At 71.6% G+C, this 17,633-nt stretch carries 20 protein-coding genes; 16 read left to right on the top strand and 4 right to left on the bottom strand.

Annotated elements, in window-relative coordinates; all coding sequences use genetic code 11:
- The 6 genes from AB0N76_RS22660 to AB0N76_RS22635 all read left to right on the top strand — a co-directional run bounded on the left by AB0N76_RS22660 (position 1) and on the right by AB0N76_RS22635 (position 5,749).
- The gene (locus tag AB0N76_RS22660; RefSeq protein WP_363559596.1) at positions 1–1,722 is read left to right on the top strand and encodes a condensation domain-containing protein; all 1,722 of its coding nucleotides are present in this window, start codon (positions 1–3) and stop codon (positions 1,720–1,722) included.
- 617 nt (positions 1,723–2,339) lie between these two features.
- Complete coding sequence (locus AB0N76_RS22655) at positions 2,340–3,287, top strand: hypothetical protein (protein ID WP_363559594.1); 948 nt, start codon at positions 2,340–2,342, stop codon at positions 3,285–3,287.
- Complete coding sequence (locus AB0N76_RS22650; RefSeq protein WP_363559592.1) at positions 3,284–4,099, top strand: SDR family NAD(P)-dependent oxidoreductase; 816 nt, start codon at positions 3,284–3,286, stop codon at positions 4,097–4,099. The genes AB0N76_RS22655 and AB0N76_RS22650 overlap by 4 nt, the downstream gene beginning before the upstream one ends.
- Positions 4,100–4,101: 2 nt before the next feature.
- Positions 4,102–4,812 carry a polysaccharide deacetylase family protein gene (locus tag AB0N76_RS22645; RefSeq protein WP_363559590.1) on the top strand — a complete coding sequence of 237 codons (711 nt, stop codon included), beginning with the start codon at positions 4,102–4,104 and terminating at the stop codon, positions 4,810–4,812.
- Positions 4,813–5,027: 215 nt separating this feature from the next.
- Positions 5,028–5,210 (top strand): hypothetical protein, encoded by a 183-nt coding sequence (locus tag AB0N76_RS22640; protein ID WP_363559588.1) that lies wholly within the window; start codon positions 5,028–5,030, stop codon positions 5,208–5,210.
- Positions 5,211–5,332: 122 nt separating this feature from the next.
- Entirely contained in the window at positions 5,333–5,749 is a 417-nt protein-coding gene (locus AB0N76_RS22635; RefSeq protein ID WP_363559586.1) for a hypothetical protein, read from the top strand.
- 413 nt (positions 5,750–6,162) lie between these two features.
- Here the strand turns inward: AB0N76_RS22635 and AB0N76_RS22630 are convergent, their stop codons facing one another.
- Positions 6,163–7,437 carry a M23 family metallopeptidase gene (locus tag AB0N76_RS22630; protein WP_363559584.1) on the bottom strand — a complete coding sequence of 425 codons (1,275 nt, stop codon included), beginning with the start codon at positions 7,435–7,437 and terminating at the stop codon, positions 6,163–6,165.
- A gap of 635 nt (positions 7,438–8,072) precedes the next feature.
- Between AB0N76_RS22630 and AB0N76_RS22625 the strand changes: the two genes are divergently transcribed.
- Genes AB0N76_RS22625 through AB0N76_RS22615 form a run of 3 tightly spaced genes read left to right on the top strand, consistent with a single transcriptional unit; the run spans position 8,073 to position 10,658 of the window.
- Positions 8,073–8,963: a DUF721 domain-containing protein gene (locus tag AB0N76_RS22625; protein WP_363559582.1), complete on the top strand. Its 891-nt coding sequence runs from the start codon at positions 8,073–8,075 to the stop codon at positions 8,961–8,963.
- Between the two features lie 35 nt (positions 8,964–8,998).
- Positions 8,999–10,381, top strand: a complete 1,383-nt coding sequence (gene dnaB / locus AB0N76_RS22620) for a replicative DNA helicase (protein ID WP_363559580.1) — start codon at positions 8,999–9,001, stop codon at positions 10,379–10,381.
- A gap of 13 nt (positions 10,382–10,394) precedes the next feature.
- On the top strand, positions 10,395–10,658 hold the full coding sequence (locus AB0N76_RS22615; protein WP_363559578.1) for a hypothetical protein: 264 nt from the start codon (positions 10,395–10,397) through the stop codon (positions 10,656–10,658).
- A 294-nt stretch (positions 10,659–10,952) separates the two neighbouring features.
- Here AB0N76_RS22615 and AB0N76_RS22610 read toward each other — a convergent pair whose 3' ends face one another.
- Together AB0N76_RS22610 and AB0N76_RS22605 are read right to left on the bottom strand one after the other, a co-directional pair.
- Positions 10,953–11,738 carry a hypothetical protein gene (locus AB0N76_RS22610; RefSeq protein ID WP_363559576.1) on the bottom strand — a complete coding sequence of 262 codons (786 nt, stop codon included), beginning with the start codon at positions 11,736–11,738 and terminating at the stop codon, positions 10,953–10,955.
- A gap of 177 nt (positions 11,739–11,915) precedes the next feature.
- Positions 11,916–12,281: a tyrosine-type recombinase/integrase gene (locus AB0N76_RS22605; RefSeq protein ID WP_363559574.1), complete on the bottom strand. Its 366-nt coding sequence runs from the start codon at positions 12,279–12,281 to the stop codon at positions 11,916–11,918.
- A gap of 30 nt (positions 12,282–12,311) precedes the next feature.
- Between AB0N76_RS22605 and AB0N76_RS22600 the strand changes: the two genes are divergently transcribed.
- From AB0N76_RS22600 to AB0N76_RS22585, 4 genes are all read left to right on the top strand, one after another.
- Positions 12,312–12,638 carry a hypothetical protein gene (locus tag AB0N76_RS22600; RefSeq protein ID WP_363559572.1) on the top strand — a complete coding sequence of 109 codons (327 nt, stop codon included), beginning with the start codon at positions 12,312–12,314 and terminating at the stop codon, positions 12,636–12,638.
- 159 nt (positions 12,639–12,797) lie between these two features.
- Entirely contained in the window at positions 12,798–13,370 is a 573-nt protein-coding gene (locus AB0N76_RS22595; protein ID WP_363559632.1) for a winged helix-turn-helix domain-containing protein, read from the top strand.
- On the top strand, positions 13,286–13,852 hold the full coding sequence (locus AB0N76_RS22590) for a transposase (RefSeq protein WP_363559630.1): 567 nt from the start codon (positions 13,286–13,288) through the stop codon (positions 13,850–13,852). Before AB0N76_RS22595 ends, AB0N76_RS22590 begins: the two co-directional genes overlap by 85 nt.
- A 70-nt stretch (positions 13,853–13,922) precedes the next feature.
- Complete coding sequence (locus AB0N76_RS22585) at positions 13,923–14,192, top strand: hypothetical protein (protein WP_363559570.1); 270 nt, start codon at positions 13,923–13,925, stop codon at positions 14,190–14,192.
- 161 nt (positions 14,193–14,353) lie between these two features.
- On the opposite strand, the gene AB0N76_RS22580 is transcribed toward AB0N76_RS22585, so the two are convergent.
- Positions 14,354–14,881 carry a hypothetical protein gene (locus tag AB0N76_RS22580; protein WP_363559568.1) on the bottom strand — a complete coding sequence of 176 codons (528 nt, stop codon included), beginning with the start codon at positions 14,879–14,881 and terminating at the stop codon, positions 14,354–14,356.
- 303 nt (positions 14,882–15,184) lie between these two features.
- On the opposite strand from AB0N76_RS22580, the gene AB0N76_RS22575 reads away from it, so the two are divergent.
- From AB0N76_RS22575 to AB0N76_RS22565, 3 genes are all read left to right on the top strand, one after another.
- A complete protein-coding gene (locus AB0N76_RS22575; protein ID WP_363559566.1) occupies positions 15,185–15,655 on the top strand; it encodes a hypothetical protein in 471 nt (156 codons plus the stop codon).
- A 50-nt stretch (positions 15,656–15,705) separates the two neighbouring features.
- Positions 15,706–16,158, top strand: coding sequence for a transposase (locus tag AB0N76_RS22570; RefSeq protein ID WP_363559564.1), 453 nt, complete (start codon positions 15,706–15,708; stop codon positions 16,156–16,158).
- Positions 16,159–16,225: 67 nt separating this feature from the next.
- Positions 16,226–16,741 carry a hypothetical protein gene (locus AB0N76_RS22565; RefSeq protein WP_363559562.1) on the top strand — a complete coding sequence of 172 codons (516 nt, stop codon included), beginning with the start codon at positions 16,226–16,228 and terminating at the stop codon, positions 16,739–16,741.
- Positions 16,742–17,633 lie beyond the last annotated feature (892 nt).

Here is a 17,633-nt window from a genome sequence, read left to right as displayed (position 1 = left end):
GTGACCCACGACGCGAGCGGGAGCATGAGCGGGAGCGGCAGCCGGATCACCGTCCGCTACGGCGGCGCGAGCAGCGGCTCCGGGCCGCTCACCCTCGGCCAGGACAACATGATCCGCTGCATCCGCACCTCCCGGCCCGAACAGATCAACAAGGAATCGGTCTGGCCGGTCCCCGACCGCACCACCCTGCCCGCCGCCCTCGACGCGCTCCGCGCCCTGCTGGAACGCCACGAGTCGCTGCGCACCGCCTTCCCGCCCGGCCCCGGCGCCGACGGCTTCCCGGAGCGCCAGGAGGTGCGCCCCGACGGCGAGTTCACCGTCACCACGGTCCCCGTCGAAGGCCGGGACGAACGCGAGGTCCAGGCGCTGGCGGAGGAGGTGGGGCGGGCCGACGTCGCCGTCCCGTTCGACCTCGCGGCCGCCCCCCGACTGCGCTTGCTCCTCCTCACCGACGGCGGACTGGTCCGCCGACTGGTCGTCGTGGCCTGCCACGCGGGCGTCGACGGCGCGGCCGTCACCCTGCTCATCCAGGACTGGCTCGACCTCGCCGCCGGCAAGGAACTCCCGCCGGCCACCTCCCGCACCCCGCTCCAAGTCGCCGCCCAGGAACAGAGCCCGCAGGGCCGCCGGAAGACCGCCGCCGCGCTCAAGCACTGGGAGACCATCCTCACCACCGGCCCGCAGGCCGTGTTCGCCGCCGACGGCATCACCGGCCCGCCGAACGGCCTCGCCACCCTGCTGCTGCGCTCCCGCGCCGCCGCCACCGACCTCGACGCCCTCTGCCGCCGCACCGGCGCGAGCCCCTCGGTCGTCCTGCTCGCCGTCTTCGCCGCGCTCACCGCGCACCGCGCCGACCGCCCAGACCTGGTGTTCGCCGCCCTCTCCGCCAACCGCCAGCGCGCCGCGCTCGCCGACCACATCGGCACCCTCGCCCAGGACGCGCTGCTCTCCCTCGACACCGGCACCGCCGACCTCGACGAACTGATCGGCCGCACCAAGGCCGCCTCCTTCACCGGCTACTGGCACAGCACCCTCAACGCCGACAAGGTGTGGCAGCTCGTCGAGGACGTCGCCGAACGGCGCGGCGCCCGCTTCAGCCGCCAGGTCGCCGTCAACGACCTCAGCCTCGCCATCCCCGAGTCGGTCTACGACACCCGCCCCAGCCCGGCCGCCGACCCCGAGGTGCAGTGGCTGCCCGACCAGCCGCTCCCGGTCCGCCTGCTGCTCAACATCCTGCGCACCGCCGGCAGCCTGGAGTTCATCCTGCTCGCCTGCCCCCAGGTCCTCGACCGCGCGGAGACCGAACGCTTCGCCCGCGCCCTGCCCGCCGTCCTCGCGGCCGCCGCCCACCGCCCGCTCCCGCTCACCGAACTGGCCGCCCTCAGCGGCCTGCCACCCGCCACCCGCACCGGCGACTGGCAGCGGATCGACGCGAACTGGATCGACCTCGCCGCCGTCCGCACCCTCCTCGCCGACGCCCTCGGCCCAACGGCGACGGCGATCCAGGTCAGCTACGCCGACGACCGCCTCACCGCCCGGATCGCCACCACCGACCCCACCCTCACCCCCGCCGCCGCCCACCACGCGGTGATCGCCACCCTCCCCGGCCGCGACACCGCGATGGCCCCGCAGTACTACGTCATCCACCACCACACCAGCGCCCTCCCACCCACCTGGACCGCCACCCCACCCACGACCGAGGGCGCCGGCCGGGCAGGCTGACACCCGCTACCCGCCCCACCTCCGCTGTGTGCGGGCGCGCACCGGGCTCTGACCGGCGCGCGCCACCCTGTTCCTCTCCCACGACGCCCGGCCCCCACCCTCGCTGTCCACCGCCACACCCACGGTCTCACTCCGCGGCCACGCCATCCCCGGACGCGGCCCACCGCGCATCCCCGCGCGTGCGGGGCCGAGCGCAGTGCGAGCGCTGCCGGACCATCAACCCGGGGGCCATCCCCGCGCGTGCGGGGCCGAGGCTTACTGAGCTGCGATGTTATCGGGGGAATAGGGCCGTGAGCATCGGTCCGGCTGTTGTGGTCGGTCGGGTCTGCGGCGGCCGACCATTGGCTGCCGATTCTCGCCGATCCGAAACTCAGGGGCCGGTCGTTCTGATGATCGCTCTGCCGCTGGTTGCCACGGCCGTGGTCCGCGCCACTTGCGCGGCCCCGTGCGGCGTAGCCCGGTCACCGGCACACGAACGTCGCCGGCCCGCTGCATCGCCCGCCACTTCCCTCCTCTCCCCGCTGCGCGTGGTGCGGGCCCGGCGGAGACTGGGGGTGGATCGCGCCCCCGGGGACCGTGGGGCCAGTCGCGCCGCCGCTCGTGTCGCCGGGAGGGCCATGCTGCTCGGACTCACCACCGCCCTGGTCGCCACCGTCTGCTTCGGCTTCGGCTCGGTCTTCCAGGCCAGCGGCGCGCGCGAGGCGCCGCGCGCGGACCGGGTGCGGGTCGGCCTGCTGGCCGCGCTGGTCCGCTCCTGGCGGTTCCTCCTCGGCACCGGCCTGGACATCGCCGGCTTCGTCCTGAGCATCGTCGCCCTGCGCAGCCTCCCGCTGTTCCTGGTCCAGGCGGTCACCAACTCCAGCCTGGCCGTCACCGCGCTCGCCGCCGCCCGACTGCTGGGCGCCCGGCTGCGCCGGGGCGACCTGGTCGGCATCGTCGCCGTGGTCGCCGGGCTGACCCTGCTGGCGTTCGGCTCCGGCAGCGAGGGACGGGACCACGCGCCACCCGCGTTCCACTGGGCGCTGCTCGCGACGACGGCACTGATGCTGTTGCTCACCTTCATGCTCGCCCGCCGCCGCGGCAACGCCGCCGCGGCCGGACTGGGCCTGCTCGCCGGGGTGGGGTTCGGCGTGACCAGCCTGGCCGTCCGGATCCTCGACGTGTCCGGCCCGCTCGGGGTGTTCACCGATCCGGCGGCGTACGGACTGGCGCTGGGCGGCCTCGGCGGCTACCTCGCCTACGCGCTCGCGCTCCAGCGCGGCACGGTGACAGCCGCGACCGCCGCCGGGACGGTCTCCGAGACCTTCGGCCCGGCGCTGGTCGGGGTGGTGGCGCTCGGCGACACCGCCCGGCCCGGCTACGCCTGGTGCGCGCTGACCGGCTTCGCGGTGGCGGTCGGCGGGACCTTCGTGCTGTCCCGCTTCGGCGAGGTGGACGCCGAGGTGGACGGCCCGCTCTCGCCGGCCACCGCCCCCACCCCGGTCGCCCGAACGGCGCCGCCATGCGAAGGTGATTTGCCGGACAAAACGGACGGCGAGGCGCGCACAGAGCGGCAGGTGCCATGACCACGGACGACGTCCACCATCCAGCTGCCCGTACGGCCTCCCGACGGGCCCGCCCCCGCCCGGCGGACGACCCGCCCGTCGTCCTGATCACCGGCGCCTCCTCCGGCATCGGCGCCTCGACCGCCGTCCGCCTCGCCGCCGCGGGCTGGCGGCTGTTGCTCTCCGGCACCGACCAGGCCCGCCTCGACGCGATCGCCGCCCGCACCGGCGGCCGTCCGCTCCCCGCCGACCTCGCCAAACCCGACGGCGCGCAGCGCCTCGCCGAGGCCGCCGTCGGCGCGGCGGGCCGGGTGGACGCGCTGGTCGCCAGCGCAGGTCTGGGCTGGCGCGGCCCGTTCGCGCAGACGCCCGCCGACACCCTGGACCGGATGCTGGAGGTCAACCTCGCCGCCCCGCTGCGGCTGGCCCGCCTGCTCCTGCCCGGCATGCTGGAACGTGATCGCGGCCGGATCGTCCTGCTCGGCTCGATGGCCGGTCAGGTCGGGGTCCGCGACGAGGCCGCGTACGCGGCGACCAAGGCCGGGCTGACCATGTTCGCCGAGAGCCTCTGGTACGAGCTGCGCGGCACCGGCGTCGGCGTCCGGCTCATCCTGCCGGGGGCGGTGGAGACCCCGTTCTTCGCCGCCCGGGGCACCCCCTACCAGCGCGAACGCCCCCGCCCCGTGCAGCCGGACGCGGTCGCGGGCCTCGTCCTCGCCGCGCTCACCACCGACCGCGACCGCTTCTTCCTCCCGCACTGGCTGGACTTCCCGGCCCGCCTGCACGGCGCCGCGCCGGGCCTGTTCCGGCGGATGGCGTCCCGGTTCGGCTGAGGGTGCTCCTCCGCCTGGGCGCCGCGGCCGTCGGCGTCGAACTGCTCCACCTCGCCCCGGCCGCCGTCCGCCTGCCGCCCGTCAAACGCCACCTCGCCCGCCGCACCGCCGGCTACGGCGACCCCGGCCACATCGCGCTCACCTTCGACGACGGCCCCGACCCGCGCGGCACCCCGCCGATCCTGGACGCCCTCGACGACCTCGGGATCCGCGCCACCTTCTTCCTGCTCGGCGCGATGCTGGAACGCGCCCCCGACCTCGGCCGCGAACTGGTCCTCCGCGGCCACGAGGTCGCCGTCCACGGCTGGCACCACCGCCGCCAGTACCACCCGGCCCCCGCCCGCGACCTGCGCGAACTCCGCCGCGCGACCGAAGCCGTCACCGACCTGTGCGGAGCCCGCCCCACCTGGTACCGCCCACCGTACGGAGTCCTCACCGCCGGCCCGGCCCTCGCCGCCCACCGCCTCGGCCTGCGCACCGTCCTCTGGACCGCCTGGGGCCGCGACTGGACCGCCGACGCCACCGGCCCCTCCGTCTACGCCACCGCCCGCCCATCCCTCACCGGCAGCGCCACCCTCCTCCTCCACGACTCCGACTGCACCTCGGCCCCCGACTCCTGGCAAGCCACCCTCGCCGCCCTCCCCCTCATCGCCACCCACTGCCACACCCACGGCCTGACCCTGGGCCCCCTCCGCGACCACGCCATCCCCTGAATCGGCCCCCGCGCGGGCCTGGCGGACCGCTGCGGCGCTGATGAGGATCTCGGAAAACGGCTGTGGCGGATATCTCGTGACGGTCAGCTCCAAACATCCGCCATGACCCGTGGGCCGGAGCCCGGCTCGCCGGCTACCTGCCCGTGCGACGAGCCGGGACGTGATCCTGCGGGAAGTCCGCCGGCTCCCGGACCCGCCAATCCGGACAGGTCACGGTGCTGGGAATCGACGAGTTCGCGTTCCGCAAGGGCGCCACCCCGTTCCTCCAGAACGACTGGGACGCCGTCGTCAACGGTCTGGCACTGAACTGGAGCTCCGGCGCCGTCGAAGGCCAGGTCACACGTATCAAGCTGATCATACGAGGACGCACAGCAACGCGGACGCCAGGCAGGCGATGACGCCCAAGGCGTCCGCGGGCTTGTGTGAGTGGGTTATGAAAGATCAGGGACTACGGTTGGCGCGGCCGCCCATCTGATCACCCGCCGATCCCGCGCTGACCGGCTGAGGCCATAGTGGGCTCATGAGTAGATACGCAGAGGTCATCGTTTTGGCTCGGGGGGCGGAGGAGGTGATGGAGCCCCTGACCCGCCCCGATGAGAACCGGGAATGGCACCAGTGCTTCACGCGGGTGGACGACTGGGTGTTCGCCGGACTGAACAGGCCGTCCGAGGAGTGCTACACCTGGGTCATTCAGTTCATCCGCCACAACTGGCGCGGGCTGCTGAAGCACCTGGAGTCTCTGAACTGGCCGAATCCGCACTCCGTCCAAGTCCTCGTCCGTGACGAGGACGACGACTGCTTCGGCCTGTGGATGATCTATGACGGCACACTGGCCGAGGTGCCGCTGCCACGGACGAAGCGAGAGCCCTTCGCAGCGTCCCTCACCGGGATCCTTTCCCGGACCGACCGCTACCCCGTGTCTGGTGAGCGGGGCTGAGGCCTGTCGAGCCGGGGACGCACACGCCTCCGGCGCTGCCATAGGGGTGTGAATCCCCGTCGGATTCTGACTGGTGAACATCGACCTCGCCGCTCCTCGGTTGCTTCCCGCAGCAGCGAGCAGCGGCTGCTGCGAGCCCGTGAACACAGTCACCCGTGATCGTCACGTCACGAAAGATCCGCCACAGCCAATCTCAGCGAGCATCACACTCCGTCGGCCTCACTTCTGGTCAGAGCGGGTGAGGTGCTGGGGGGAGGGGGTGTGGTGGTTCCGGGTTCGTCCGGCCCCACCCCCTCCATCGGGTGAGGTTTCACGGTCTGCCGTGCAACGGAGTAGCGGGTGTGACGAAACGCGTGCGGTGGCCGACAGCGTGGGGTGCGCAGCGCCCGCCCGGGGGCCGTGCCGGAGTGGGGTCAGAACTCCAGCACCTCGCGGTCGAGCGGATACCGCGCACGGTGTGGGCCCTCGTACGGCGAGGGCGTGATCGGCAGGACGCCGGTCGGTTGCAGGCCCAGGTTGTCGTCCCAGATCCGGGGTTCGACCTGTCCGAGGACGCGGAACTGCCGGAAGGTGAACGGCGGGCTGTCGGTCGGGAAGAACTCGGCCGTGGTCATCACCTGGAAGTGCAGGTGCGGGGTGGTGGAGTTGCCGCTGTTGCCGATCAGCCCGAGGACCTGGCCGGGCTCGACGCAGTCGCCCTCCCGGACCTTGAGCGAGCCGGGCTCCAGGTGGCCGTAGAGCAGGTAGCGGCCCGGTGCGACCTCCAGGGTGACGTGGTTGCCGACGGTGTCCTCGATCGGCGGGACGGGCGGCGTGTGGGGCGGCGGGTTGTCCGGGATTCCGTCCTGGACCTCCACCACTCTGCCGCCGGCCGCGGCCGCGACCGGCTGACGGTAGCTCAGGTAGCTGGTGAGCAGGGCGGGGTCGCCTTCCCAGGCCTGCCCTCGCTCGCCGAGCCGGTACCAGTCGATCGCGAAGCGCTGCGGCACGCCGAAACGGCCGTTGACCGGGGCGAGGCCGCGCCGGTGGTGGGTGTTGCCGCAGCACGACTCGCTGGCGTACCAGGTGCCGGGGAGGACCGGCGGGTCCAGGTCCAAGGGCGCGGTGCGGGCGGTCGGGGTGGCCTGCACCGTCTCCTCGAACGCGGCGGGGCCGGAGGCGGTCAGGATGGCACCCGAGAGCTGGTGTTCGAGGACCTCGGGCACCGCCCGGCCGGCGTCGAGGGCCAGGTCGAGCCAGATGATCCACTGTTGGGAGCCCTGGATGACGGTCGGCGTCGGCGCCGGCGGCGGCGGGGTGTACCCGTCCGCACCGGGCAGGGGGTCGCCCACCGGATTGGCGGCCTCGGCCAACGCCTGCCCGCTCAGCGAGCCGACGACCTGTCGGGTGCCGGCGTCGATGACGTCGACACGGTCGAGCCGCACCGGCGTGCTGCCGGACAGCGCGCTCGTGGTGAGCAACTCGTACGAGAGGTGCGTCCTGCCGTCCGTGGCGTCCAACGGCGTCGGTTCGGTCATCACCGCCGCCGTCAGCGGCGTGAACCGTGTACCGGGCGCCAGCGCGGCCGCACCGGTCCCGTACCCGGACCCCGCCGAGGCCACCAGCGTGCCGACTGCGAGCACGGCAGCGGCGAGCCCGCGAAGTAGCGGGCCGCGACCGGTGCGGTGACGAGGGTCGTGCTCTGCCATGGTGCTCTCTCATCCGTCGGGTCCGAGGCCCTGAAGCCCACCGGCACGCCCCACGCCGAGGCACAGGCCCATGCAACCCGGACGCGCACCCCTCCGGGCGGATGCCACCGGAACCAGGCGCCCAACTACACCCATCCAGCCGCACACGGGCCCGCGCCACCGACAGGACCAATGCGTGCGCAGGCCTGGGGAGCGCCCAAGCGTGGAGTAGGGGAATCCAGGGAGCCGTCCGGCCCGTGCGCGTGGGGAGCGACCCCGCCGTGGGACTCCCGCCCCCTCCGGGGCGCGGTCCGGCCCGTGCGCGCAGGGAGCGACCCCCGAGGGAGCGCACCGTCCCTCTGTTAAGGACTAGGGGGCCCTGGCTCGGGCTTCTCGCGCTCGCGAGCTCCTCGCCCGCCACCGTGCCGCCCTCGCCGTCGCCCTCGGCGACGCCGTCCCGCTGCGCGCCGCCCACCAGCCGGGGCCGGCTCCCGTCGCGGTGCTACGTGATCCCCCCGACCGTGGCTGGCCTGCCAGGCCGGTCCGCCGTCCGAATCCGTGAGCCGGTACCGTCGCCGGGCACCTCGTTCGTCCCACTGGGTTTGGGCAGACGAAGGGCGCAGCCCGCTGCCGGGCCGGTTCCATGGGTGGGGCGGATGCACCAGGATGTCTTCATGCAGGCTGACGGGGGTGACGGGGGCGATCTCGCGAGGGATCTGTTGCGGGCGATGCGGCGTCAGGCCGGGCAGCGCCGCTTCGTGCCGGACCGGCCGGTGCGACGTGGGCCGTTGCGTCGGCCCTTCGGCAGTGAGCCGCTGCTGCTGGCGGAGCTGATCGAGGAGTCCATGGCCGACCGGGGCTGGGTGATTCCGCCTCTGGCGGCGATCCGGGGCCGCTGGGCGGAGATCCTGGGACCGGACCTTGCCCGGAACCTTGTCCCGGAACGCTTCAGCGAGTACTCCGGCGTCCTCCATCTCGTCGCGGCCTCGAAGGCGTGGGCGACCCAGGTGCAGTTCCTGGAGCGGCAGCTACTGCAGCGGCTGCGTCATGAGCTCAAGGGTGCGGCCCCCACCGGCCTCCGGGTCACGGTGCGAGATCCTTCCAGCAGCCGGCTCCCAGCGGCAGGTCCCCGGCCTGAGCAACCGGCCACGAAGGCCCCTGTGCCCCGGGCAGGCCCGCGGTCGCTGGCGGAGGAGGACTTCCCGGTGATTACCGAAGCGGAGTTCGCCGAGGTGTTCCCCGAATCGGTGTTCCCTGACGCGGCGTTCGCCGACGGAGATGCCGGGGCTGAGTCGGGATCGGTTGACCAAGGCGAGCTCGCCCGTGAGCGGCTACGAGAGCGGCTGGTGCGCCAACGGGTGGAGGAGGAGCAGTGGCGGCGCGGCCGGGAGGATCTGCTGCGGTTGCCGCGCGGGTGGCTGGACGGGTCGGCGAACCTGAACCCCCGGCCGGTGCCGGGGGCGGGCCGATCCCGGTGGGCGGGCGCGGTGCTGGCTGCGGCCCGGCTTCGTGCGGCTGCGGACCGCGCGGTCGGCGGGGCTGAGTAGAGTCTCTGGCTCCGGCGGGCGCAGGCTTTCCGGAGGTGGAGCACGGTGAGCAGGGGGCGTTTGTGGGTGGCGAAGCGGGCGGGCTCGGACCGGATGAGATGGCAGCATCGCGGCAGGCGGAGGCGGAGCTCCAGGACGAGCGTGACCTTCTCAGTGCGATGACGAGCTCGAGGGCGGTCGTCGCGGACGTGCTGAATGTTGTCAGCGCCGGTGATTTCCGCAGTCCGGCCCACGGTCTGGTCTTCCTCGCGGTGTTGGAGGCGTACGCGGGGGACGGGCCGCTCGATCCTGCCGCGGTCTCGGTGGCGCTGGCGGCCAGGGGTGACCTGGAGGCCATTGGAGGTGCTGCCGCGTTCGACAAGGTCATGCCGGCCGATGCGCGGGCGGGTCGTGCGGTGAAGCGCGCTCATCGGGTCCGTCAGGCGGCGGTGCGGCGGCGGCTGGCCGAGGCGGTCACGGTCATCGACCACGCGGTGGCGTCCGACGCGCCGATCGACGACGTGATCGACCTGGCCGAGAACGCCGTACTCTCGGCCACCGACCCCGACCACGTCCTCGAGGTGCCGCCGTTCTGCGACGTGGTGGAGGGAGCCCTCGATGAGATCGAGGCGATCGGCTCCGTGGCTGGCCGGATGTCGGGTGTTCCCACCGGCTTTGCCGACCTCGATGCCCTCACCAACGGCCTCCAGCCCGGCCAGCTGATCGTCATCGGCGCCCGGCCGGCGATGGGCAAGAGCACTTTGGGACTGGACCTGCTCCGGGCCTGCACGGTCCACAACAAGCTGCCGGCGGTGCTGTTCACACTGGAGCTGGGCCGCAACGAGGTCTCGATGCGGACCTTCAGCGCGGAGGCGAGGATCGCACTCCACCACATGCGCTCGGGCAACATGACCGACGACGACTGGACCCGCCTCGCCAGGCGTATGCCGGACGTGGCGGGCGCCCCGCTCTACGTCGACGACTCCGCGCGTACCCTCACCGAGATCCGGTCGAAGTGCCGCCGGCTCAAGCAGAAACGCGGCATCAAGCTGATCGTCATCGACTACGTCCAGCTCCTCGACTACGGCCTGCGCCAGTTCGCGAGCCGCTATGAGGAGATCAACGAGATCTCCCGTCACCTGAAGCTGATGGCCAAGGAACTGGACATCCCCGTCGTCGCGATCTCCCAGCTCAACCGCGGCCCCGAACAGCGCACCGACAAGAGGCCCCAGACCTACGACCTGCGCGACTCCGGAACCCTCGAGGACGACGCCGACGTCCTCATCCTCCTCCACCGCGAGGACGCCTACGATAAGGAGTCCCCGCGCGCCGGCGAAGCCGACCTGATCGTCGCCAAGCACCGCAACGGCCCCACCGCCACCATCACTGTGGCGTTCCAGGGCCACTACTCCCGCTTCGTCGACATGACCCGCGACTGACCTGCGCCGCCAGATGCGCGAGCAGGCCCTCACCCGCCAGGCCGTGCTCGACGAGGCCACAACCGAGCGGGAGGAGGTCCTGCGGCAGCACTACAACCGCCTGCGCGAGCCCGAACGGGATCACCGCCCGTCCGTCGAGGACGAGGAGGCCCTGGCCCGGGCCGCCCGCGCTCGCGAGCTCCCCGCCCGCCACCGCGCCGCCCTCGCTGTTACCCGTGGCGCCGCCGTCCCGCTGCGCCCGGCCCGCCCGCCGATGATCCTCAGCGGTGCCGCGTGATCAGGACCGCTCCACTGCCCGCCCGCCGACCGCTACCGTCGAACCTGCGGCCCGACCACCACCGGGACGCCCCGGTGACCACCTAACCAACCCCGACAGCTCGCCCCGGCCCCGATCACCGCAGGCGCGGGGAGGACCCCTCCGTCTCCGTCCTGCTCGGCAGCGCCGGCGGCTGACCCCCGCGGGTGCGGGGAGGACGTCGCCCCGCCGGTTTCCTACGACCCCGTCGTCGGCTGACCCCCGCGCGGTGTCAGCAGTTCGCTGACACCGCGCTTCGGCGGGGAGCACCGGCCGTCAGTTCTTCTCCGCCGTCTTCTGCCGCCTGGTGGCGGTGACCCGGTCGCGCTCCCGGACGACAGCCAGCTCGGCATCCCGTCGCTCGTCCAGCAGCTCCTCCAGCGCGCGCCGGGCCGCCTCGGCCTCGGCCGCCCTCGGACCCGTGGGCACCGGCGGCTCGTCGGCCTCGTTGAAGCGAGGAGGGGTCAGCTCGTAGCGCAGAATCCCCAGGGTGCCGCAGACCTCGGCCACCTTGTCGGCGGCGAGCTGGGTGGCGAGCATGTTGAAGTGGATGAAGAGGCCCCCGCCTGTCCAGGCTCCGGAGGTGTCGATCAGCGCGTCGGCCACTCCGCGCACCCGGTCGGCATGGTCGGCGACCCACTGCTCCCGCGCCCGCTCGTGCGCTTCCTCGCGGCGGAGCACGGCCACCCGGTCCCGGCCCGGAAGCGAGCCCCGGACGATGCTCTGCAGCCGCTTGGCCCGGGTCTCCGCGCTCTGCCGGGTCCGCAGCCCCTGCGCCCCGGCGACCAGGTCCCAGCTGACCCCCCGGGCGCGGGTGCTCCGGACCAGGGAGACCTCGCTGGCGTCCAGTTCGGCGCGGGCCTCGTTGAGGACGGTGAGGGCGGCCAGCAGTACCTCCTCGGGGGCCTCCGCGTCGTCGGCACCCGGGCGGGCGGACCGTGCGATCTCCGCCAAGGCCTCCTGCAGCAGATCGAGCGCCGGGGTGCAGGAGGGTCGGCTGTAGCGGTCGGCCAGCAGTTTGCGGGCGGCTTCGAGCCGGTCGTACTCGTTCATCTCGTCCATGGCGTCAGCATTCCACTGACGCGGCGCCGATGTCAGCATTTCACTGACAATCTGCTCGACGTGGCGCGCCCGCCCGCAGGGGGTCTAGCCGCCTGGGCCGCGCTCCCGACCGGGGCCCGGGAAAACCAACAGCGGCCGCGCGTGACGATACGCGCGACCGCTGTCGCATTCCGCCCGCTACCCGGGGATGCCGGCCGGGAGCTCCTGGTGCTCGGCGACGGCGGCCAGCCGGGCGGCTAGGCCGTACCCGGGGTGGGACTCCAGGCGACGGCGGCGTCGGTTGTGCCGCTGGGTGGTGCGCGGGTCCTTGTGGTCGGCGGCGTCCTGGACGTCTTCCAGTTTGTCGCCGGCGTCGAGGGCGTCGGTGATGCCGTCGCCGCGCAGGACGTGCGGGTGGATGGAGCCGGCCTGCGGCAGGCCGGTCCGGCGGCCCCGGCGCCGCAGCAGCTTCCACACCTCCGACTCGCGCAGCCGGGCGCCGGTGCGGGTGATGAAGATCGGGCCGCTGGTGCGGTCGCTGAGGTCGCCGCCACCTACCGCCACCGCCTGACCCTGCGCACCAGCCCCGAGGCCATGAACTCCCTCGCCACGCCGATCGGCGGCCAGCAGTGGACCCCGGCCGCTGAGGCCTTCACCCGGGCACGCGCCGCCGATGGCGGCCACGGGCAGTCTCGGCGCGATGGTGCGGTCCGGAAAGACACCGAGATCACCTCCCGGTTCGCCACGCAGGCAGAGCTGGATGCCTTCGGCTACACCGGTGATGTGATCGTCACCCAGACGGTCCGCACCACCGTCCGGGCCGACGGCACGCCCATCGGGAAGACCCTGACCATCCAGGGCGGCAGCACCCCGATCCTGCGGTGGGTGGATCCGGCCGACCTCGACCCGGAAGAAGCCTGAACCACCGCCGGCTGCTCGTGGCCGGCACCAGATGCCTTCCTGCACCCCAGCCCCGGACTACTGACTTCGGCTCGTCAGGGTGAATCTGTGCGAAGTGCCTGATGAGCCTGAAGCGGTGGCTGTATCCGATGGTGTGTGAGATATGCGGATGGGGGCGGGCTGACCGCTGCGGGACGGCTGCGCCGGGAGTCGGTGCGGGTGCAGGCAGCCGAGTTGTTCGAGCAGGAGGTCAAGCCAGCGGAGGTGGCCCGGCGCCTGCGGGTGAGTTCGAAGTCGGCTTACCAGTGGCACCAGCTGTGGCGCGACGGCGGGATCGAGGCGCTGGCATCGCGTGGCCCGGGCGGGTCGCGGTGCCGCCTGTCCCCGCGCTGCCTGGAGAAGCTCGCCGCGTATCTGGACCAGGGTCCGGCCGCGCACGGCTGGGTGGAGGACCAGGTGTGGACGGCCTCGCGGGTGGCCACACTGATCGGGCGGAAGTTCCACGTGTCGTACAGCGTGTCCGGGGCTACGCGGCTGATGCACCGGCTCGGCTTCAGCCCCCAGGTCCCGGCACGGCGGGTGGCCGAGCGGGACGAGCAGGCTGTCACCGTGTGGAAGGAGGCGACCTGGGCGGAGGTAAAAGAGCCCGGGCGGCCTGCGGGGGCTACATCTGCTTCGAGGACGAGGCAGGCTTCACCCGCCGACCGCCCCGAGGACGCACCTGGGGCCGACGGGGCCGCACGCCGGTCGTGACCGTCAGCGGGCGCCGCTCCGGACGGTTGTCAGTGGCCGGGATGATCGCCATGCGGCCCGGCTCGCGCACCCGGCTGTGCCATCGACTGCGCACCCATCCCGCGGGTAGGGGGAAACGCCGCAGCATGGGCGAGCGCGACTTCATCGCCCTGGTCGACGGTGTCCACCAGCTCGTCAAGGCACCGATCGTGCTGGTCTGGGACCGCCTGAACACCCATGTCTCCCACGCCATGGGCGAGTTGATCGCCGAGCGCGCCTGGCTGACGGTGTTCCTGCTGCCCCCCTACTCGCCCGACCTCAACCCCGTCGAGTGGGTCTGGGCACACGTGAAGCACAGCCTCGCCAACCTCACCGTCATGGCCCTCGACCGACTCGAAGCCCTCGTCCGCAACCGGCTCAAGCGCCTGCAGTACCGACCCGACACCCTCGACGGCTTCATAGCCGGCACCGGCCTGACCCTCGACACCCCAACCTCACCCTGACGAGCCGAAGTCAGTAACCCCGCGACCGCTACCGCCGTCCTGCAACCCCCGCCCCTTGTACGGAGCGAAGATGAGCACTCAGTCGGAACCGGCCCCGGAGCCGCCGGCGCAGCCGTCGATCACCGCGAGCGTGACCGTGTCCGGGGTTGAGGCGCAGATTCTGCGGGATCTGGCCGCCGTGCTCGGCCGTACCCCGGAGGAGTTGGCGATCGAGCACCCCGCCGGTGTCCTGCCGATCCCCACCGAACCACTACCGCCGGTGGACTGGGGGCTGTTCGACGGCCCGCCGGACCTGGCCGCAGGCGCCGGCGACTGGCTGCACGAGGGCACCGGCCGGTGAGCCCCGCCCCGCTCGGCGTCGCGGTCGCCGACACCTCAGTCCTGCTCGCGGCGTTCAACCGCAAGGACGACCTCCACACCCAGGGCACCGAAACCCTTGAGGTTGATGCGTCAGGAGCGGCAGCTGGAGGCGTTGGCGCGGCGGTGAGGGGCAACGGGTGCTTAGCCGAACCGGCCCTTGATCGTCTCGCCGACAGCCAGGTCCTTCATCTCTATCGGGCAGCCGGCCGTGGTGGCCAGGACTCGATCGGCGGTGGCGGCGGCGTGGAAGGACAGTGTTGCTCCGCTGGCCAGCCCCGAGATGGCGAGCCAGAATGACAGGCCGTCGTTCGGATTGGTCGAGACAATCCTAGTCTTCTGAGGGACGCGGAGCCGCAGCACAGACGTGGGCGGGCTGGGGACGATGGACTCGTCCCATGTGCCGCCCGGCTTCGGCACGCCCCAGAGCACGGACCCCATCCTCGGGTTCCGGACGAACATCGCTCCGTCCGGGCTGAGGATCTCAAGGGTGAGTGTGACGTTCTCGAAGTCGGTCGTGTCGTACGCGGTCGGTCCGATGACGTCGATGAACATCTCCGTGTCGCAATCCGGCGGCGGGGGCGTCGAGAGGCTCCAAGGGCGGAGTCCTGTCGTTCCCATGAAGATGATCTCGGACGTGCAGCTCGCGTTGTCTTTGACGTAGGCGCCCATGGTTCTTCGCCTCCGGATCATGGCCTACCTCCATGCAAGCACCGTGTCGGCCAGGAGGCGAGTCCGCTCGACCAAACCACGTGCGTGACCTACCGTCACCATTGTCACTCACTGCTACGTCATTGCGGCGGCTACCTGTTCCGACTTCGCCGACCGCCCCAGTAAGATCTCGACGGCTTTGAGCAGGACATCGCCCGTACCCGCAGTGCCGACGCCCCCAACGCCCCCAGTGGCCGCACCACCCGCCCGACCCCCCGCACCATGGTCCCACCGCGAGGGCGCCGAAGCCTCTCCCTCACCCGGGTGCTGATCGTCTCCCCGATGGTGATGACCGAGCTCGACCACCTCCTGGCCCGCCGGGCCGGCGAAGCCGAGGCCGTCAACGCCATCGCCCGGCTCGGCGCGCTTGCCGGGCAGGGCTTCGTCGTCCTCCCGCCGGCCGACCGGCGCATGTACGCCGACGCCGAGCAGCTGCTTCGCCAGTACCAGGGGCACGAGCGCGGCCTGGCCGACGCCGTCAACGCGGTCCTCGCCTGGCGGCTCCAGCGCCCGGCGATCGCCGCTACCGCGACGTCCTCGCGCCGCCGAAGGGGCCGCGGATCGAGGGGTTCCCGGAGCACACGAGCCGCTGACGGGCATGACCGCCGACTGGCGCGCTTCCGGGGCGGGCAGCGAACACAGGACGGTGGTGCGGGAGTTCGTCGGCGGCGGCGTAGCCTACGGGCAGACGGCATGCCAACGATTTTGGGGGACTGGGTCAGCCTACCGCTGTAACGGCGGCCTACGCAGTCTCCGTACGCGCGCTCATCGCGATGCTGGCCACCTTGGACGAGCAGGTCAAGTTCCTGCACGAGCAGGTCGAGGACTTCTTCGGCCGGCACCCGAACGCCGAGCGCAGAATTCGGCGACGACCCGCACCGCTACGCTACTGTAGCGCCAAGGCCCGCAAGAACTACGCCGGCACCAGCCCGATCACCCGCGCCTCCGGCAAGAAGAAGGTCGTGACCGCCCAGCACGTCCGCAACGACCGGCTCATCGACGCCCTGATCGCCCAAGCCTTCTCCGCGCTGCGAGTCTCACCAGGTGCCAGGGCCTACTACGAGAACCAACGCGCCCGCGGCGTCGAATTCAACGCCGCCCTGCGCCAACTCGCCAACCGGCTCGTCGGTATTCTGCATTCTGCACGGCTGCCTGAAAACCGGCACACCGTACGACGATGCGACCGCCTGGTCCCATCGAGCCCACGCACTCGCCGCTTGACACTCCAGCCCAGCTGAGACCGCGTCCACCGCTGGTACGGATTTGGTTCGTCGCAGGAACCCGGCATTCGGCAGGATGTTGGGCATGGATCAGGTGTTCGCAGTCGCGTGGCAGTACGTCGTCGGTCGTGTTCCGCCCGAGGATCTGCCGATGGAAGCGGCTCAGTTGCTGGCCATAGGCCTGGACTCCCCCGCGTTGCGTGACGTGGCGGGACGCACCCGACGCGAGGACACCGCCGAGATCGAAGGACTGTTCCGGCAGGCCGTGGGCGAGCTCGGCACCGCCATCCCCGACGAGGAGAGCGCCGAACGCTGTCTTCTCCACTACCTGGCAGGCCAACTGGTGGCCGGTACCAAGACGCCCGGTGAGGTGGCAGCCATGGTCTGGCAGAAGGATTTGACGGTAGCGCGAACCGGTCCCGAACGTGCGTTTCTTCTGGCCGTGGGCGACGAGTACCACGTTGACTTCATCGCGGACGCGCGTCCTGACGCCTTCCAGGCCTGGGAGATCGCGCTTCGCTCGGCAGCGGAGCAGCTCTGCCAGACAACCTCCGCCGAGGTCGGCGCCCTTACCGAAAGATCACGCTCGGTAGCAGGCTGACCACAGCCAAGGCGGCGGACCATTCCCGGACCGCTTGGCCCCCTGGCCCGCGCACTCGCTGTTTGACACGCCAGCTCATGGGATGTCTGTCAAGTATTTGTGTTCGGCTGCCTCACGTTCCACTGGCGGCAGCAGGCGGTCATCGGCAGCGTGCGCGGTCCCCGCCCTGCATTCCTTCGGAGCTGGTTAAGACCGTAGCTATTCTTCGAGGTCATCGAAGCTCAGTTGAAGGCTGGCCGACGGCCGGCAGTCTTCGCATGTGCATGCGAGGAATTACAGCCTCCTCCAGCGATCGGATAGCTCCTCCCCTCCGGGAAGTCGGATCCTCATCCGCCCCTTCGCTCCTCCAGTTTCGAACCAGTCTGCGTGGCATCCGGGAAACTCGGCGCTCACTATCCGTCGTTCAAAGCCCGCCAAATCAATCGGAAAGTCTCCGACATCTGGCTGAAGGCTAGTGCGCCGATGGACGTACCAGGGGAGCCGTCGAAGCAGGCTCAGCATCAGCGTGCGTGGCCTTTCGTCCAGCCTTACTTGCCACTCTGCCCCTTCAATCTTCAGGGGTGCTTCGCCGCGGTTGCGAAGCTTCAGGTGAAAGCGAATGTGAGATTCTTTGCAGCCGTCGCGGTCCCTAAAGGAGTGCGGGTAAACCTTGACCTTGAACCATAGAGATGGCCGCTTCCTTCGATAAGTGGCGTACGAGAGAGCCAGATTGAATGCAGCGGCCAGAGCACTACCGCCAGCGATGAGGCGTGCAACGTTGTCGGGGTCGGACATGCTTTCCCTCCGGTTCGATCAGGGTCCGGGAAACTTCCCCAGTTCGACCCTCGCGACACCAGATCTGAGGGAGTCAAGAACTTGATGGAAGGGTGCGACGCCGATCATGAGGGCCTGA

The organism is Kitasatospora sp. NPDC093806 (genome assembly GCF_040683335.1).
GTDB lineage: Bacteria > Actinomycetota > Actinomycetes > Streptomycetales > Streptomycetaceae > Kitasatospora.
This window is presented reverse-complemented; position numbering and strand designations above follow the sequence as displayed.

Bases quoted from the DNA above. Each gene is read 5' to 3' on its own strand.
- AB0N76_RS22655 (WP_363559594.1), top strand. From the start codon at position 2,340: ATGCTGCTCGGACTCACCACCGCCCTGGTCGCCACCGTCTGCTTCGGC.
- AB0N76_RS22650 (WP_363559592.1), top strand. From the start codon at position 3,284: ATGACCACGGACGACGTCCACCATCCAGCTGCCCGTACGGCCTCCCGA.
- AB0N76_RS22635 (WP_363559586.1), top strand. From the start codon at position 5,333: ATGAGTAGATACGCAGAGGTCATCGTTTTGGCTCGGGGGGCGGAGGAG.
- AB0N76_RS22630 (WP_363559584.1), bottom strand. From the start codon at position 7,437: ATGGCAGAGCACGACCCTCGTCACCGCACCGGTCGCGGCCCGCTACTT.
- AB0N76_RS22625 (WP_363559582.1), top strand. From the start codon at position 8,073: ATGCACCAGGATGTCTTCATGCAGGCTGACGGGGGTGACGGGGGCGAT.
- AB0N76_RS22615 (WP_363559578.1), top strand. From the start codon at position 10,395: ATGCGCGAGCAGGCCCTCACCCGCCAGGCCGTGCTCGACGAGGCCACA.
- AB0N76_RS22610 (WP_363559576.1), bottom strand. From the start codon at position 11,738: ATGGACGAGATGAACGAGTACGACCGGCTCGAAGCCGCCCGCAAACTG.
- AB0N76_RS22600 (WP_363559572.1), top strand. From the start codon at position 12,312: ATGAACTCCCTCGCCACGCCGATCGGCGGCCAGCAGTGGACCCCGGCC.
- AB0N76_RS22585 (WP_363559570.1), top strand. From the start codon at position 13,923: ATGAGCACTCAGTCGGAACCGGCCCCGGAGCCGCCGGCGCAGCCGTCG.
- AB0N76_RS22580 (WP_363559568.1), bottom strand. From the start codon at position 14,881: ATGGGCGCCTACGTCAAAGACAACGCGAGCTGCACGTCCGAGATCATC.
- AB0N76_RS22565 (WP_363559562.1), top strand. From the start codon at position 16,226: ATGGATCAGGTGTTCGCAGTCGCGTGGCAGTACGTCGTCGGTCGTGTT.